Genomic DNA, 17,272 nt, shown 5'->3' with positions numbered 1-17,272 from the left:
CTCAGCGCGCGTCGGAGGCGGTCGCGGTGGACGGCTCGGGCGCAGCGACCGGGGGTGCGGACGGGCCGGCATCGGCGTTGCGCGGCCTGATCGCGGTGCGGCGCGGATCGACCTTCATTCCTGGTTTGAGCAGTGCGAGATGGTCCAGGATGACGAGATCGGTCGACGCAAGGCCACCTCTGATCGCCCGCAGTCCGAGAACCTCGGGTCCGGTCTCGATCGTGCGCTTCGTGACGGTGCCGTCACGCGCGAGGACGAAGATTTCCTTGAGCGATTGTTCGGTGACGATCGCCTCGTCGGGGACGAGCATGGCGCGATAGCTGCCGGACCCGAGCAGGCGCGCGCGCCCGAACATGCCGGGGGTCAGGAAGTGGTCGTGATTGTCGACGACGGCATGGGCCTGGATCGTGCCTGACTCGGTGTCGATGGCATTGTCGACGAACACCATTTTGCCGCGATGGGAAAAGCCGTTTTCGTCGGACAGCCTGATGTCGATCGGATTGGCATAATCCCGCGAGGACTGCCGCTGCCCCTCGCGCGCCTGGCGAAGATATTTCAGATAGAAACTCTCGGCGCCGTCGAACACGAACCAGATCGGGTCGAGCGACATGATTGTCGTGAGGAGAGTGGTCCCCGACTGAACCTGGTCGCCGACCGAAACGCGACGGCTCGAGACCCGTCCGGAGACGGGAGCGCGCACGATGGTCCATTTGTAGTTGATCTCGGCAGTTTCCACTGCCGCTTGCGCGGCGTGGAGCGCGGCGGTCGCCGTTCGGACCTGGGCCTGGTTGGTCTCCAGCTCCTCCTTGCTCACCGCATGCGTTGCTTCGAGCGTCGCCGACCGCGCCGCGATCGAGATGGCGTTCTGGAGCGTCGCCCTGGCGCTTTCGACTGCGGCACGCGCCTGGTCGAGCGCGGCCTTGTACGGCTGCCGATCGATGACGAACAGCGGCTGCCCCTCGCGCACATTCTGGCCGTCGCTGAACAGGACCTTCGTGATCTGACCCGTGACGCGGCCGCGAAGCTCGACCGATTGCGGCGCCTCGAAGTGGCCGACATATTCGTCCCAATCGACTACGTCTTTCGACAGCGGGCTGGCAACCGCTACCTGCAAAGCCGGAGGCGCGGGCGGCGCCTTTTTCGAGCACGCGCCCAACGCGACCAACACCAGAACCGCGGCCGGAATGCGAAGCATAATCACCCCTTGTTGCGGCGCTCCGGGCGCCACGTCGTTTCAGTGCGACCCCGCCGACGGCTGGGGTTCGACATGATCACGCTCGGGGGTGGATTGCGGTTACAGGGTGGGCATCAGTTCATTCCACTGGACCCGGATGGACGTGGAAGGCCGTCGGACGCGAAGACCGGACGCGCGCGTCGTCACGACCGGGCGCATCTATCGGCCGGCCGCGAGCGCGCGCCTCTTCGGTGGGCCCGGCTGGCCGGGCAGCTATCTGGATTTGACGATGGTGAGGACCGTGCCGGTGGCGTCGGTCTCGTCGGGCCCCAGCACGCGGACGAGGCGTCCCTCTTTGTCGATAACCGCGATCGCCGGGAAACGGCGAATGCCGAAGGTGCGAAACGCCGTCCCGTCGCTATCGACCGCTGTCCTGATCCTGGGCTTTTCGTCGGCCTCATATTTCGCAAGCGCGCCCGGGTTGGTCCATAAATGGCTCATCACGCCGAGCCACTCCACGCCGCTGGAACTGGCCACGCGATCGACTTCCTCACGCGCGAACTTGCACTTCGGAACGCTCTGCGGCTCGGTGTCCTTGAGGTAGGTTTCGCACCACACCGACGAGAACAGGATCGCGCGTGGACGAGAAGTGGCGCCCGCCTTGAACTCCACGGGCCGATCGCGGCTGTCGCGCAGCGTCATGGCCGGCACGATATCGCCGGGCTTGAGCGCAACGATGCTGGCGACGTCCGCGGTGGCGATCGGTCCGCTTTCCCTGGCGGCGATGGCCGTCTTGATCGCCGCCTCGACCTGGGGACCGTCCTGGTGGCCGGCGTAGAGAACGCGTCCGTCGCGGCCGATGATGATGTGGAGCGGCGTCTCCTGCAGCTTGATCCAGGCCCCGAGCGAGCCGTCGTCGATCGCCAGCGGCATGTGCATGCCCGACTTCTCAGCGAATGCCTTCACCTTCTCGGCATCGTCGCCGACGCCGGCGTTCACCGCGATCACGTCCATCTGGCTGCCATAGGTTTCGTGGATCTTCTCGAAACCCGGCATCTGTGCCCGACATGGAATGCAATAGGTCGCCCACAGCTTCAGATAGACTGGCTTCGCGCCATAGACCTTCTTGAGGTCGATCTTCGTCCCGTCCACCATCTGCAGCTTGATGGCCGGGCCAGGCTGACCAACGAGCTTGGAGAGTCGCGGATCTTCCGCGATGTACGCCGGGTCTCCGGGCGCCGGCGCGCTAGCTTGAGGATCGCCGCCTGCCGTCGTCTTGGACACGGGCTGTTGCTGACAGGCGGCGCACAGGAGGGCGAGCAGGGCCGCGGGGGCGGATTTCATTTCGGTGGTGTCCGTCATTGGAAAGAGATGTCCGTCGGGGGGTCGGACCGGAGATGCACCGACCTCTCGGGTCACTTGATGGGAGTGGTCAGCGCCTTGTCGTCGGTATCGACGACGAACACCGCCAGCAGCCTGGCCGGTCTGGTCTTGCTGGGATTGCGGCTGATCGAATGGGTCGCGCCGGGCGGTTCGGACCAGCTCTGGCCGGCCTTGAAGATACGGGTCTCGCCGCCATTCACCTTCGACTCGATCTCACCCGAGATTACATAGGCGAAGATGAAGGCGGACTTGGCATGCATGTGCGGCCTGGACGCCTGGCCCGGCGCATAATCGACCTCGACGGCGATCAGGGACTTGCCCGGGATGTTCGGTATCGCCTCATTGAATCTTGGCACGACCGTCTCGGACCGGCCGCCATGCGCGGCAACCAGGCTTGGGGCGGCGATGGCGATGGCGGTGGCAGCAACGATGGCTCGGAGTCTCATCTTGTATCTCCCTTTATGCCGCTATGATGCCAGCCGCTTGGGTCTAGAAAAAGCACCAAGAACCCACTAAAGTCGTGTACCGGTTATCCTATGGATCAGCATCTCGACCTCAATCTGGATCGGACGGCGAAGGTCACCTTGACGGAGCAGATCCGACGGGGCGTGGCCAAGGCCATCGAAACCGGCGTGCTGGCACCCGGCGCCCGGCTTCCCTCATGGCAGGATCTTGCATCCCAGCTCGGGGTAGCGCGCGGCACGGTGCGGCTGGCTTACGAGAAGCTGGCGGCAGCCCAGCTGATCGAGGCCGCCAAAGCGAAAGGCACCCGGGTTGCTCCGCGCCCGCGCGTGGGCACAAAATCCGAGCCGGCGCCCGACGAGGGCTCGTTCATGCTGACCTATCAGGAAATGACGCGAGGCCCCGCGCTCTTCCAGATGGGCATCCCGTCGGCCGAGATATTTCCTGCAGTGCTGTTTGCGAGGATACAAGCAAATGCGGTTCGCGCGACGACCAGCGCGCCGCCGCTATACCCCGACCCGCGCGGCGAGATCGAGCTGCGACGCGAGGTTGCCGGCTATCTCGCCGTTGCCCGGGGGATCAATTGCCAGCCATCGCAGGTGATCATCACTGGCGGTTTCTGTGCCGGCCTCGGCCTGACGCTCGCCGTTCTCGGACTAAGCGGAAAGACGGCCTGGATAGAAGAGCCATGCTTTCCATGGTCCAGAAAGGCGCTTGAGCTGGCGCGGTTGTCGGTCGCTCCAATTCCGGTGGACGGCGAAGGCATCGACGTCGATCATGGCATTCGTCATCATCCCGACGCGAAGCTCGTCGTGCTGACGCCCGGTCAACAGGCGCCGCTTGGCGCCACCTTGTCCCTCGATCGCCGCCTTCGGCTGCTCGACTGGGCGGCGGCGAACGACGTATGGGTGGTTGAGGACGATTATCTGGGCGAGCTGCAGCTTTCCGGCGGCGCGGCGCCGGCGCTGGCTTCGCTCGATCGCGAAGGCCGGGTCATCCACATCGGCTCGTTCAGCAAGACGATCAGCCCGAATATCCGTCTCGGGTTTGTGGTCGCACCGATCGACCACGCCTCCCGGTTTGCCGACGTGGCGGCATGTCTCGCGCCCGCGCCTGGTCCGGCGGTGCAACTTGCAACCGCCGAGTTCATGCGTGAAGGGCATTTCATTCGCCATCTACGTCGCACGAAGCGGACATACGCGGCCAAGCGCCATGCATTGGTGGAATATCTTCGAAACGTGGCCGGGCCGGAAAATGTCGCCACGGCCGGCCTGGCCGTACTGTTGAAATTGCCTCGGGGAACGTCGGACGTCGCTGTGGTGCAGGAAGCATTCGCGTTTGGCATGTCCCCCTCGCCTCTTTCGACCTGGTACTCCTCGACCCCAAACGCCGAAACCGGTCTCCTACTGGGCGTCGCGACGTCTCCATCGCACAGCTTGGAAGCGTCTTGTGACCGGCTTTTCGATATTGTGCGCCGGTTCAGCGCGTAGGGACGGTGCCGGGCGCAAAAGCCCGATGCAACGCGCTCGGCCCAGGTCGTGGTCACCCCGTAAGGTCCTTCTGGAAGCTGATCGCCAGGCGATCATAAGCGTTCATCAGGGTGATCGCGATGGTGAGGTCGACGAGCAACTTATCGCCGAAGACCGCTTTCGCCGCGAGATAAGCGTCTTCCGGTACGCCGGTGGCGGCGATGCGCGTCACGGACTCTGCCCAGTTTAGCGCTGCGCGCTCGGTTTCGTCGAAGAGGTCGCCGCCTTCCTTCCACGCCTGAACCAACGCGATCTTCTCGACGGACACGCCTCTCTTCATCAAATCGCGCGTGTGCACGTCCAGCCAATAGGCGCAGTTGTTGATCTGCGAGACCCTCAGATAGACCAGGTCGACCAGGTCGGGCGGCAGGTCGCTCTCCAAGACATAGGCATAGACTCCGCCCAGCGCGCGCACGCCATTCGGCGCGATCTGGTTATAGTCCAGTCGCGCCGGCATCTATCTGTCCATCCACCAATTTGACCATCGGCCGCTCCCGAGAGATGTGCCTTCCAGGCAGGGCCGCTTGGCCCGGCTCGGACATGCGACACTGCGTATCGGTAACCGAGCGGCGGACCGCCGCGGTTACAACAGGCTCGCCTCCTGCCCGCGCGCTCGGCGGCGATTGTAGCCGGTCCTCGTGTCGAGCGCTGGCTTCACAGGGCCCGACTGACGCGATCCCAAGGCCCGACCAGGAAGCCGGCGATCTCTCGGCTTTTGCATTGCTGGCGGAGAGATTACCCAATTGCCGCGAGGGTCGCCGCAAGGCGCCGAAGACCGCGATAGACATTCACCTTGACCAGTGATTCCGATTGCCCGGTCATGTTGGCAGTATCCGAGACGCTGAACCCGTCGATCATGCGATAGACGATGGCGTCGCGCTGCGGGCGCTTGAGCGTCGCGAGGCAGTCCTCGATCACGACCGCGCTCATGACCGCGTCGCCATCATCGTCGACACAATGTGTCTCGTCGAGCGGGACGAATGTCACGCGGGTGCGGCGACGTACCGAATCCACCCATTTCCGATAGGCGATGGTCAGCAACCACGGCCCGAGCGTGTCTTCGGTGGAATAGGTGTAGCGCCCCAGGAAAACAGCAATGAGCGTCTCCTGCACCGCATCTTCGACACCCCCATCACGCATTCGTCGACGGAAATAGCGTGTTAGCCAATCCCTCAGCTCGGTCAGGAAGATGTCGTAGGCGGCCGTATCCCCCGCGCGATCCGCGATGATCAATGTTTGCCACCGATCGAAGACGTTGCCCGTCGCATCGCGGGTGGATGGCCGAACCGGGGCTCCCTGCTCAGGAGTCTTGCTGACGATTCCAGGCGCGCTTTGCCGAAACTGCGTGGCCATCAGCAGGGCGCTCCTGCAGGTGCCGCGCGCAGCGCCGCTGTCGGTGACCAGACCCCTTCAATCACCCGGGGCGCGTGGTCGTCCCAGGGCACGACGACCCGCACCGCATAACCATTCTGGTCGACGACGTCCGCGACGCCGCCGATGCTTTCTGCAAGTCCGGAGACGATCGGCGACGGGAGAAGGCGTCCGCTGTCGAGCGGGCTGCGGTTGCTGTCGGCGACCGTCAGCATGACGACCCGGCCATTCGTGCGGGCCGATATCTCGATCAGGCCCGCTGCGCAGTCGCACAGGCTGTGTTTGAGCACATTGGTGACCAACTCGTTGACGATCAGGGCGAGACGGAACCTGTGCGCCTCGGGAAGCCAGAAACGGTCGATCCGCAGGATGACGGCGTCGGTTCGTCCGAACGAGCGCACGAGCTCGCGAGCGATCGCGCTGACATGGCCTGCGAAATCGCGCATCTCGAAACCTGTCGCGAGAAGGCGATGCAGTGTCGCCAACGCATGCAGCCGCTCTTCGAGCGCTCCGACCATCTGCGCGGTATCGAGCCCGCCGGCCTGGCGGGTGCATTGCCGGACAAGCGAAGCAATGGTCTGGAAGCTGTTCGAAAACCGATGAAATTGTTCGCGCAACAGGAGCTCCGAGGACGCCTCGGGCGCAAGGGGCTTCGCCGAATGAATCGGGGTCATGATCGTTAGCTCCAATCGTGGGCGCGCCGATCGCGGACGATCCAATCGAAGGACCAGGCGCCGGCGCCAATGAACGCGAGCGCCGTCGCGCCGCTCGCGAGGAGGAAGGCCGCGCTCGTGTTGCGGCGACCGAGCAGCACCGCGGGCCGCATCCCGGCGCGCGAGGCGCGCGAGGAGGACGGACCGAGTGCGATCTGGACCGCTACCGCGGAAGCCGCGATCACCCGCGGCGCGGACATGATGCCCGAGCATATCGATATGATCGCTGGAGCCTCCGAGCGACGCGCGCTGCGTTACCGCTGCGATGCCGATCGAAGAATGCCGGTTTCCGTAAGGGTAGCGGGCCATGACAGGAAACTGACATCGCCCGACCCGCGTCGTGACGTCCGAGTGGTGGAAGTTGCGATCACCCTGATGGGTGATGGACAGTTCCTACCTGCGGCGTCCCGCATCAGCCCAAGCGCAGCGCGGTGCAGGTTGATGGGCATGATCTTGAGCCGAACGGTCTGTCCGCGCGGAGATCACCCGCTGCGATCCGTCCAGGATCTCACGTCACTACGGCTCGAAGTCGGTTCAATGACGTCAGCGAGTCCGTGCTTATGGGGAGGGTTCCATGTCGGACGAGCGCTTCTGCAGCCTGCTCCACGTCCGGTCGAACAAATCCCCGGCACGGTCCAGCAGCCCCGCCATGGCACCCGAATTGGGCGAATAGGCGACGCTCGACGAAAGAGAGAGCGATATTTCGGTGCCTCTCCCGGGCGCGCTGTCGATCGCCAAGGATGCTTTCAGCCGCTCGGCACGTTCCCGCATTCCGCTGAGCCCAAAATGAGCGGTGGCATCGGGGTGCGAGCGCTGCGTGCTCATTCCCTTGCCGTCATCAGCGATCCGCACGCTCAACTGACGGGGGCCGAACTCGACGGTAAGCACTATTCGAGATGCATCGGCGTGACGGCACGCGTTCGACAAGGCCTCGCGGGCGATCTGGCCTATTTCCGTCGCAATTCCGCCGCGGAGATCGCGCGGGATCCCCTCGATTTCCAGGTCGATCTCGACGTCACAGTCCAATGATGCATCGTCGACGAACTTCCGCAGGATCTCGGGCAGCCCGTTCTCGTCGACCCGAAGCTCGCGAACGCGATCGCGGCCCTCGACGATGATCTGCTCCCCCCTGTTGAGCGCGCCTTCCAGTCCGGCTCGAAGGTGATCTTCTCGCGGAAGACTGTTCGCGACGCCCTGGATGCGCAGCAACAGCCCCTGGAACCCTTGCAGCAGCGTGTCGTGGAGATCGCGTGCGATCCGCTCGCGTTCGCCCAGCCGGGCTTCGGTGCGGCGCTGGACATCGATGGTTACCTGCCGGAGCCAGATCCTATAAGCGGCCCAGGCGGCGAAGGCCGCCAGGAAGGCCATCGCGACTTTGAACATCCAGGTCTGGACGAAGGTCGGCGGGATGTCGAACGTCTGGGCCGCCGGTGTGCGACTGCAGCGAATGCCGTTCTCGCAGGCAACCACCATGAAACGATAGCGTCCCGGACCAAGATCGGTGAAAGAGACGCTTCTCCCCTTGGTCTCGCCACGCCAAAGCTGCCTTCCGCGGGACAGTTCATAGCGGAACTCGAGACGATCAGGCCGGTCGAAGTCCGTTCCGGAAAAGTTGATTTCGATCCGCCGCGGTCGCGTCGGCGAACGACGACCTTTTGTTGCAAGGAGGCTTTTGCCATCGGCGAGGATATCGTCGACGAAAGCAGGAATCGGTCGTCCAGGTGCGCTACCGGCCCCGGAATCCACCATGAACAGGGCGGTGAAATTGGAAAACCAGATTCTGCCATCCGGCGTCTCGACAGGATGGTTGGAGAATTCGTCGATTGGAGCGCCGTCGGCGGCGTCAATTTGATCCGCGCGAAGCCTCGCGCTTTCGTTGTTCATGAACCGGTCAAGCTCGCGGCGGGCGATATGGAGCAATCCGCAGTCGGATTTCAGCCAGAGATCGCCCGTCGACGTCGCGGTCACGCCCGGAAAGGCCTCGCAGGGCAGGCCATCTGCCACCCCGATGCGCCGCGCGGCGCCGCGCGTCGTCACATAGTAAAGCCCGTCCATCGTCGACATCCAGGCAGAGCCGGGTTTGATCGGCGCGATTCCCTCAACATTCGTGTTCGCCGGGAGCGCCAGCGAGGAGAAGCGACCGTTTCGAAAAATAAGCGCGCCGTGATTTTCGAGACCTACCCAAACCCCGATGCCGCCATCGGAAGCCAGTTTGTGGATTTCCGCGCGATCGACGGATTCAGGGGTGGGAAACGCGGCAACGACCCGGCCCGCCCGCATCTGCACAAGCGTGCCTTCGCGTGCCGCCCGGTCTTTGCGGATGCTTCCTGTCCACACGCTTCCGTCCGGGGTTGCGGCCAGGTCCTTCGGATATTGCAATGGCACGAGCTGATCGTTCCGAACCGGCGTCCGTTCGTTCCCGTAAAAGACCCCCACGCCGCCGACGAGCGACCAGGTTCGACCATGGCTGTCCTGAGCGAGCGAGAGGACAACTGGTCGCGATGACCCGCGTGGGGCTGGAGTGAGGAGGTGTCCGGCGCGAAACGCATCGACGCCGTTGACGTTGGGGACCCATAGGTCGCCGGACGTTGTGACGAAAAGATTGGCCGGGCGGTCGCCGGACAAGCCTTCTTGCGCGGCGAAGCGGACGATGCGCGGGGCGCGGAATTGATCGATGCCCTGGGTCGTCGCGACCCAGATCGATCCTTCGCGATCCTCGAAGATCGAGGCTATGTTATTGCTGGAAAGTCCGTCGGCGTGGGTAAAGTGCTCCGCCTTGCCGTTGACGACCCGCCACAGACCAGAGTGATATGTTCCAATCCATAGCGCACCCTCACGATCCTTGAAAAAGGTCCGCCCATCCTCGATCTTCTGCGAACTCGAAATGGGCTTCCACCCCAGCCCATCGGTTTCGAGATTGAAGTCCTGGTTGGTGCTACGCAGCATCGCGTAGACACGTCCCGCGCGGTCCCACGTGACGCGCGCATATCCCATCGACCGACCGCCGGGATAATCGAGGCGGCTTTCACGACCGGATCTCGAGAGACGACAAACTCCTTCCTTGCCGAACGACAGGACGCCCCCTTGAGGACTGGGCGCGGCGTCGAGGCCGTAGCTGCATAGGGCGCCGTCCGCAGTGCCGCGGCAAATGACCCGATCCCCATCGACATGGCAGATCTCGTTATGGCCTCCTTCATATCCGAGGTAGCCGATCCAGATTGTGTTGCGCGCGTCTTCAAAGAGAGACGGCTCGATCAGTTGCTCCTTGAAGAAGAAGAGTTTCCCGTCCCGGTAGCGCGCCAAACCGTCACGCAGCGAAAGGTAAAGCGAGCCGTCGCGAGCGAATAGCATGCTATTGACGAAACGGATCGAACGCGGCGTGCGCGCCCATGGCTGCCAGCGCTGAAAACGTTCTCCGTTGAAACGGTAAATGCCGTCCTGGGCCCCAAACAACAGATAACCGTCGGGAGACTGGGTGATCGACAGCGCAGAGCTGCCCAGCCCGTCGAAGCCGATGGTCCAGACCCGGTGCGTGTATTGGGTGACCATTCGCTGCGGATCGAGTGCCGCGACAGGCCCTGCCGCAAGCGCTCCGACAACGAACATGAGCGTATGGATGAACCGGCGGGATGGGACACAAAATCTGCCGACCAATCTGGCCCATCCCGCTATCATCCCAAGGATAAGGCTCCTTTGGGCGTGACCGGGGCTCAAACTCGGTGTTCCCATTGTCGGTGCGTCATAGCTCAATGATCCGGCGGCGAGCCGCCTGGACCACTGCTTCCGTCCGATCCTTCACGTCGAGTTTGAAGAAAATGCTCCTGAGGTGGCTTTTCACCGTGTCTTCGGCAATCGAAAGGGTGCGGGCGATCTCCTTGTTCGCCGAGCCGATGGCGACGCAGCGAAGGACGTCTAGTTCGCGTTCGCTGAGCGGCTCTTCACCGGCGTGCAGTGCGATCTCCTGCGCAATCTCGGCAAGAACGCGTCGCCTTCCGGCGTGGACCTCGCGGATCGTATCGAGGAGCTCGCGGCGCAGACTGCTTTTGAGCAGATAGCCCGAGGCCCCCGCCTTCAGCGCGCGGGACGCCTGCACGTCTCCGTCATAAGTGGTGAGGACAACTATCCTGGCTTTCGGGTGCCGTTCGCGAACGATCCGGATCGTCGCTTCGCCGTCCTGCCGGGGCATCTGCATGTCGAGGAGCATGATGTCGGGTCGCAACAGATCGTAGCGCTCGACGGCTTCCACGCCATCCGAGGCTTCGCCAACGATCTCGATATCGGTCTCCGACCCAAGAAGAGCGACGATGCCCTCTCTCAGCATCGCATGGTCGTCGACAACCAGAATCCGTATCGCAGCCATGAAGCCCTACCCAATCCACGGCATCTCTCACGGAACGACCCGTTCAGTGGTTACAAGCCACCAAGTCTCATGCTGCGAATTCAATGCGACCCGCAGCGACGGACTTCACTCACCCATCTGGGCTATCGGATCGCCCATCGGCAGAGTGTCACGGCTATGGTGTGAGCCGGGGCATTCTCCATCGATGGCGCGCCCTCCCCGCAGATACCGATCGTTCGCAAGCGACACAGCATCAGTGATCCTGAGGCTGTCCCTGACGATCACGCTCGCCATTTTATCCCTGGCTTCCGACGGCGTCTCAACCCCGGTTTCAGTGACCGCCGCGATGTTGGGGTGCCTGATCGGCTCGGGCTTCTTCACGCGCAGTGCCGCCGCCGCAAGCATCGTCCTGATTATTGTCGAGGATCACAACGACCTGATCGCTCTCATGTCGATTGCAGCGGACGCTATTGCGCTCTTGCTCCTGGGAGCGGGTGCTTGTTCGCTCGATGAGCTGGTCATTCGCACCCGCTTCTCCGCATGGCGCGATCGCGCATGAACTGGCAGCTGCGCCTGAAGCATCACCGTGAACGCGGCAAGCTCACCACACCGGATCGCGCCTCTTGCGCTGAGCGGGCGCCGATATCGGCGACCTTCAACTGGGTCGAAGCCGAGCGCGGCGACGGGCCGGGACTTCGTCGGGCCGCCGGCCGCAGCCGCGCAGGAGCCCTCTATATTTCCGATCTCCTTGAAGCAGCCATCGGCGCCGATCGGGAGATCGTGCGTGCTCTTCCTCCCGCATCTGCTGCTCCCGCGGGGCAGCTGTAACCACAGGATCGATACGCCGAGCCTACCTGAAGCTGGGAATCGCGACAGCTGTCCGACGTCGGGCCTCGGCCCGCCCGTCGATCTTCTAACTGCACATGATCACGGTGCCTAACACGGAGACCCCTCGTATGAATACCATGCTCGCCCGCGCAGGGCGCCTTGCGATCGCTAGCGCGATCGCACTCCCGTTTTCGACGTCACCCACCCTGGCCCAGGTGGTCAATCGCGGCATCGAAGGGAAGCCGCTGTCGGAGATCCGGCCCGCGCCCAAGTCGATCTATCCGGACCAGAAGGTGATCACCGCCGAGCCGGCGCCGTCCGACGTCAACGAGGCGTTCCTCGGCCCGGTCTTGCTGATGAAGTCCGCGCGTGTCGACCTCGAAGCGGGCACGGTCACCCTGCCGCTCCGTCGCGGTCGGCTCGCGTCAGGTGAGACCGTCTGGTCTATCCTGACCGACACGACCGACGAGAATCTCTCGAAGCTCCACGGCGTGCCCTATTCCCCGAAACTCGCCTACGGGCTCACCGGCAAAGCGGTCCGCGAAGCGCATATCGAAAAAGACGGAACGATCGTATTCGCGTCGGGACGAGTCGATTTCTCGCCCGAATGGAAGATCACGCCGGGAGCTGCGCCGAACCCCTTCCCTCCCAAGGCAGCCCAGCCGGGTTCGGTCGGCAACGCCGACTATTCGCCGCTGGTTCGCTTCGACAACGGCAAGAACGCGGTGTTCAACATGCCGATGATGGCGTTCAACGTGTCCGAGCAGAAGCTGGACACGATGTGCAGCGGCAACGTCGATCATCATCTGGTGCACGACAAGGTGGTCGCGATCTGTCCGCGCGACGGCACCGTCACGATCAAGCTGACGCTCGGCTACACCTTCGGAAAGCCGATCTTCTATATCTCGACCGAGGCGAACGACCAGACCGTCGCAACGCTCGAAACCGCGACGTACGCGCCGGCGCTCAGCGACCTGCCGTTCGCGCTCGAGGACGCCTCGCCCGGTGAAGCCGCCGAGCGCCTCTATACCTTCGTCAATGGCCCGACGGGGATCGACAACCCGTTCCGCCAGGGCATCAACAGCGCTCTCAGCGACGCGGGAAGCCACGGCCCCTTGAACGTGCTGGGCGGTATCCCGACGATCAATCTCGACTATAGCCCGATGTGGCGCGTGTTCCCGGTCAAATGGACCGACGAGGCCATCCGCAAGGGCTACCGTACCAAGATGACCGACGCGATCGCGATCGAGGATGCCGGTGAACGCGGCATCATCGAAAGCATCGCGGGTGGCCCGCCCAAGCCGGTCGGTTTCGTCGTTAACTGCCCAGTGGTGTACCGCGTTAACTGACGTCAATCCGATCGCCGGATCCGCATCGTTCGCGCCCATATCGCGCGAACGATGCGGAATCTGCGCTGGAGCTCGCGGCGTAAGACACCGAAAGCAAGCCACGCGGAGTTCGCCCCGATCCACGAACGGTCCGCTGCATCAGACTCGTATTTTACACTAGATGTGCTATATGGAGTCCACCAGATAGCAATACTAGGATCGCTCTAATGGCCACCGCCTCCCCGATCGACAAGGAGTCGTCCGCCGACGCGGCTGGGCGTGGCAAGCGGCGGACCTTCTACGCCTCGCAACGGCTCGCCGCGGCCGCTATCGACAATGGCAGCATCACGGTCGATTTCTCGATCGGGCAGGATTCGGGCAATCTCGTCATCCTCAAGGACGCGCTCTTGGCCGTCGCGCCAAAGGCTGCCGCCAAAGGACCCGGCAAAAAGCCGTCCGAGGCCACGGCCAAGCTTCTCGTCGCAATATTGGAGAAGGTGGCTGAGCGTTTCCTGAGCAATGCACTGTCGACCGAGTTCGACAAGCTCGTCTCAGAGTATCGCGTGATGCTCCGGGAGAATCTCGCCAAGGGCGACGATGCGCAGCTCAAGGCCGCGCTCAATCGCGCCCGCCTTCAGGAGCGCATTCTCGCGAGCACGCAGATGGCGGACCAGGCCGAGGCCTGCGAGCTGCTCGGTCTCTCGGGCGCCAATCCGTCGGCGACGATGAAGCGGAAGGTCGAGAAGCGCGAGCTGCTCCGCTTCACGGTCGATGGACGGGCTGCCTATCCGCTCCTCCAGTTCGACGTAGAGGGTCGCCGCATCTACCCGGTGCTGAGCCGGATCATCGCCGAGACGCCCGAGCATTGGAGCGATTTCCGGGTGCTGCATTGGCTGACCCGCCCACATCTGGACTTTGACGACACGCCTGCCGCAGCGCTCGGAAGTGATCCCGAGGCCGTGATCGCGGCCTTCGAGCGCGAGATCGAACCGGAGGTCCATGGCTGATGCGCTTCAGCACCAAGATTCCGCTCCCGACCAGCATGAAGATCGGGAAGGAAGAATATCATCTGCTGAACGCCGGGTCCGAACTGCATCGCATTCACTCGGATGCCTTCGGCCCAACCGATTTCAATGGCACGGACAAGGGAAACGCGCGCTTCTCGCCGATCCGGAATCAAGCCGGCGACATCATCCCGACGATCTACGCGGCGCAAACGTTCGAATGCGCTACCTGTGAGATCATCCTGCGGTGCCCGGACACACCTCAACGCAATCGCGCGACCGTCGCCGCGCGCGATATCGTCCATCCGTACGATTATCGTAGCCACGCTCACAGCCGCGTCCGCACCACGGCCGACCTCAATCTCGTGAGCCTCCAGGCCAAGGATCAGCGCAAGATCGGGGTCAATGCCAATGCGCTGCTGGCCGGCCCGAGGAGCACGTACACGATCACGCGTAGCTGGGCAGAGCGTATCCATGCCACGTGCCCCAACGCGCAAGGCCTGTTCTACAGCTCCTATCAATATGGGCCGGAATTCGCGGTGGTCCTGTTCGGCGATCGTACGCCGGCGAATATCCTCGAAGCGTTGCACAAGCGCGCGGTCGCCGAGCCGGCGTGTCACGACGAGATCCACAGGCTCGCCGACTCCCTTTCGATCGATTACGTCGACGTCTGAGCGGCCGATCGCGGAAATACCGCCTGCCTGTGGCTTTCGGCCCCAACGGCACACACGCAGAACCCATCCACCGATCAGTGGCAGTGTAACGTCGCCCATTCTCCCGGCGAGGATGCCCTAAGCGAGACCCAGGCTCCGGCTGAAGTCACGGCAACCTCTTGGGAGTGTGATATCATGAACGGATTGGGCAAGGTAATGAACAGACGGGCCATCGCCGCTGTCGCGGTGGCGATGACGATCGGCTCGATGCTTGGCGCTTCTCGGCCGGTTCTAGCGTCTTCGGCAAGCGAGAAACGGGTCGTCGGCTATCTCTATACGACTACCAACGGAGAAGGGATCAACGAGGTCGTCCGGCTGGCGCGCTACGACGACGGAACCCTCGGCGATGAGAAGACCTTTTCGACCGGGGTCCGAGGGGGTGCCAATCACCTTGCCCCGGCGCTCGGCGATTATGACGCGCAAGGCCAGACACAGGTGGTCGGCAACTTTCTTCTGACAGCCAATGTCGGCGCCGATATGGTGTCGCTCTTCCGGATCGACCGGCCGACCGGCAATCTCTCCTTCGTTGCCAATGTCGGATCGCATGGCAAAAAACCCGTTTCGATCAGCGCCACGCCGGTCGCCGGCAAGCCTGGCAAATACTGGGTGGCGGTCGGCAACCAATGGGATCAGCCGACCGTCATCTACGAAGGCGCGAAGCTGCAACGGCTGCCGAGCGATGCGTTTCTGAAGGGCGATCTCAGCAAATCCCATCCGTCGGACAAGGATCGCTCGATCGTGCTTTTCCAGCTCGACGAAGCGGCCAGCGCGCTAACCTTCGTGCGAACGCTCGACACCTATCCACGTGAAAATGGCGGCACGGCCCAGATCTCGTTCAGCCCGGATGGCAAGAAGCTCGTCGTCTCGACCTGGGGGATTCCGCATTTCCTGACCAGCGACCCGCTGTTGTCGGAAATGCATCCGAGCCGGGTCTATGTCTATGATTTCGCCGCTGGTGCGGTCAGCAGGCGGCGCTTCTTCGAGGAACCGGGCATCTCCGGCTCGGTCGGTCTCGAATGGGGCCCGGGGGCGAAAACGCTCTATGTCTCCAACTTCTCGATCATCAACGCCAAGGGCGCCAACGGCTTGACGGTGCTCCGTGACGGACCCGGCAAGGTCACCAAGGTCGCCAACTTCGCGACCGGGGCGACGGCGCCGAAGGACATCGACGAAGCCTGCTGGACTGTGCTCAGTCCGAAGAAGGACATGCTCTATGTCGTGAGCTACGTCTCGAACGTCATCACGCCGTTCAAACTGGACCCCAAGACAGGCCGCGTGATCGAGCGTCGGCCGCTCGTGACGCGCGGCAGCGGATTTGCGCCCGATAGCGATTCAAAGGACGTGACCATCTCGCGCGATGGCCGCCACATGTATTGGCTCGGCTCCTTCTCATCCTACTCCATCAACCTGTACGACGTCGGTTCGGACGGCACGCCCACCTACAAGGGCCAATATACAATCGACGCAACGAAGGCATCCGTCGGCCAGGCCGGTGTCTACGACCTGGGCGGGATCGCCCAATATGATCTGTAAGGAGGAGCTTTGCGGTGCCCGGCGCGGGCACCGCGAAGCCGCCGACATGCTAGATTCGGGATTGCCGCTATGAACGCGATTGGCATTCGAACGGTGACGGCAACGCCCGGTCGAGGGGACGAAAGGCCGGGACCGGAGCGGCCAGCAGCCCTCTCCTGCTCCGGCGCGCCTTCGAACGTTCGGTTGACCAGGTTGACCGCGAAGGCCGCGGAGATGATCGACATGCCGATCGCTTTCATCAGTATTTTCGGCCGGGACGCCCCCTGTTACAATAGCGGCGTTGCCTCCCGACTGGCAGGAAGCGCGATAGAGCATCTGGTGCGCCTTCATCGGCTGGATGGGAGCGACAGGCTCGTGATAAGCGACCTCGGCAGGGACAGCCGGACGCAGGACCTCTCGTGTGTCCTCGATTATCCGAACCTGCGCTTCTATGCTGGTGTGCCCATCATCGTCGGCGGACAATCGATCGGGACGCTCGCGGTGATGGATCAACGTCCACGCCCCGACGGTATCTGTTTTCTCGATTCAGCTTTATTATCCGGCCTCGCGGCTTGCGCCTCACTTTTGTTCATGCCGCCGGGCGCCTGCGTACAGCAGTCGCTATCGCCATTACCCGATCCATACGCCTGAAAGCAGGGTTGCCGTCGGCTCATGCGAACGGGGAAACAGCAGCCCGGAAGCATCGTGCGACCGGTTGTTCGACGGTTCAGCGCGCAACCGCGGAGCCGAGCGCCCGCCAGTGAGAGCGGCGGTTTTCAACCGGGCCATATTCGGCAGGTCCTTGCCGTTCCCGCGGCTCAGAAGCCCTGTCCAAAATTGTCGTCCGTCACTGGGGTTAGAAAGGACAATTTCCGAATGCGAGAAAACACGACATCGAACGCCAGCCCTCCGCTTG

Annotated in this window: 17 protein-coding genes; 8 read left to right on the top strand and 9 right to left on the bottom strand. The window is 63.2% G+C overall.

The annotated features are described in order from the left end of the window. Position 1: 1 nt before the first annotated feature. The 3 genes from WC729_RS14690 to WC729_RS14680 form a co-directional block, all read right to left on the bottom strand. Positions 2-1,195, bottom strand: coding sequence for an efflux RND transporter periplasmic adaptor subunit (locus WC729_RS14690; protein WP_372854027.1), 1,194 nt, complete (start codon positions 1,193-1,195; stop codon positions 2-4). Positions 1,196-1,447: 252 nt separating this feature from the next. Then, complete coding sequence (locus tag WC729_RS14685) at positions 1,448-2,536, bottom strand: TlpA family protein disulfide reductase (protein ID WP_372854025.1); 1,089 nt, start codon at positions 2,534-2,536, stop codon at positions 1,448-1,450. Positions 2,537-2,589: 53 nt separating this feature from the next. Further along, positions 2,590-3,003: a cupin domain-containing protein gene (locus WC729_RS14680; protein WP_372854023.1), complete on the bottom strand. Its 414-nt coding sequence runs from the start codon at positions 3,001-3,003 to the stop codon at positions 2,590-2,592. Between the two features lie 90 nt (positions 3,004-3,093). Between WC729_RS14680 and WC729_RS14675 the strand changes: the two genes are divergently transcribed. Continuing rightward, on the top strand, positions 3,094-4,509 hold the full coding sequence (locus WC729_RS14675; protein WP_372854021.1) for a PLP-dependent aminotransferase family protein: 1,416 nt from the start codon (positions 3,094-3,096) through the stop codon (positions 4,507-4,509). Between the two features lie 52 nt (positions 4,510-4,561). Here the strand turns inward: WC729_RS14675 and WC729_RS14670 are convergent, their stop codons facing one another. From WC729_RS14670 to WC729_RS14645, 6 genes are all read right to left on the bottom strand, one after another. Beyond that, positions 4,562-5,005, bottom strand: a complete 444-nt coding sequence (locus WC729_RS14670) for a carboxymuconolactone decarboxylase family protein (RefSeq protein ID WP_372854019.1) — start codon at positions 5,003-5,005, stop codon at positions 4,562-4,564. Between the two features lie 278 nt (positions 5,006-5,283). Further along, complete coding sequence (locus WC729_RS14665) at positions 5,284-5,901, bottom strand: sigma-70 family RNA polymerase sigma factor (protein ID WP_372854017.1); 618 nt, start codon at positions 5,899-5,901, stop codon at positions 5,284-5,286. Then, entirely contained in the window at positions 5,901-6,593 is a 693-nt protein-coding gene (locus WC729_RS14660; RefSeq protein ID WP_372854015.1) for a sensor histidine kinase, read from the bottom strand. Before WC729_RS14660 ends, WC729_RS14665 begins: the two co-directional genes overlap by 1 nt. Positions 6,594-6,598: 5 nt before the next feature. Further along, the gene (locus WC729_RS14655) at positions 6,599-6,832 is read right to left on the bottom strand and encodes a hypothetical protein (protein ID WP_372854013.1); all 234 of its coding nucleotides are present in this window, start codon (positions 6,830-6,832) and stop codon (positions 6,599-6,601) included. A gap of 358 nt (positions 6,833-7,190) precedes the next feature. Further along, on the bottom strand, positions 7,191-10,238 hold the full coding sequence (locus tag WC729_RS14650) for a two-component regulator propeller domain-containing protein (RefSeq protein WP_372854011.1): 3,048 nt from the start codon (positions 10,236-10,238) through the stop codon (positions 7,191-7,193). A gap of 133 nt (positions 10,239-10,371) precedes the next feature. Continuing rightward, positions 10,372-10,992 carry a response regulator gene (locus WC729_RS14645; protein ID WP_372854009.1) on the bottom strand — a complete coding sequence of 207 codons (621 nt, stop codon included), beginning with the start codon at positions 10,990-10,992 and terminating at the stop codon, positions 10,372-10,374. Between the two features lie 235 nt (positions 10,993-11,227). Here WC729_RS14645 and WC729_RS14640 point away from each other — a divergent pair, with 235 nt between their 5' ends. The 7 genes from WC729_RS14640 to WC729_RS14610 all read left to right on the top strand — a co-directional run bounded on the left by WC729_RS14640 (position 11,228) and on the right by WC729_RS14610 (position 17,007). Further along, positions 11,228-11,530, top strand: coding sequence for a hypothetical protein (locus WC729_RS14640; RefSeq protein WP_372854007.1), 303 nt, complete (start codon positions 11,228-11,230; stop codon positions 11,528-11,530). Then, positions 11,527-11,799 (top strand): hypothetical protein, encoded by a 273-nt coding sequence (locus WC729_RS14635; protein WP_372854005.1) that lies wholly within the window; start codon positions 11,527-11,529, stop codon positions 11,797-11,799. Before WC729_RS14640 ends, WC729_RS14635 begins: the two co-directional genes overlap by 4 nt. A 128-nt stretch (positions 11,800-11,927) precedes the next feature. Further along, positions 11,928-13,148 carry a hypothetical protein gene (locus tag WC729_RS14630; RefSeq protein WP_372854003.1) on the top strand — a complete coding sequence of 407 codons (1,221 nt, stop codon included), beginning with the start codon at positions 11,928-11,930 and terminating at the stop codon, positions 13,146-13,148. A 206-nt stretch (positions 13,149-13,354) separates the two neighbouring features. Then, complete coding sequence (locus tag WC729_RS14625; RefSeq protein WP_372854001.1) at positions 13,355-14,134, top strand: hypothetical protein; 780 nt, start codon at positions 13,355-13,357, stop codon at positions 14,132-14,134. Continuing rightward, on the top strand, positions 14,134-14,805 hold the full coding sequence (locus WC729_RS14620; RefSeq protein ID WP_372853999.1) for an RES family NAD+ phosphorylase: 672 nt from the start codon (positions 14,134-14,136) through the stop codon (positions 14,803-14,805). The genes WC729_RS14625 and WC729_RS14620 overlap by 1 nt, the downstream gene beginning before the upstream one ends. A gap of 195 nt (positions 14,806-15,000) precedes the next feature. Continuing rightward, entirely contained in the window at positions 15,001-16,377 is a 1,377-nt protein-coding gene (locus WC729_RS14615; RefSeq protein ID WP_372853997.1) for a lactonase family protein, read from the top strand. A 69-nt stretch (positions 16,378-16,446) separates the two neighbouring features. Then, positions 16,447-17,007, top strand: coding sequence for a GAF domain-containing protein (locus tag WC729_RS14610; RefSeq protein WP_372853995.1), 561 nt, complete (start codon positions 16,447-16,449; stop codon positions 17,005-17,007). The last annotated feature ends 265 nt before the right edge of the window (positions 17,008-17,272 follow it).

This window comes from Sphingomonas sp. (assembly GCF_041661825.1).
Lineage (GTDB): Bacteria > Pseudomonadota > Alphaproteobacteria > Sphingomonadales > Sphingomonadaceae > Sphingomonas.
This window is presented reverse-complemented; position numbering and strand designations above follow the sequence as displayed.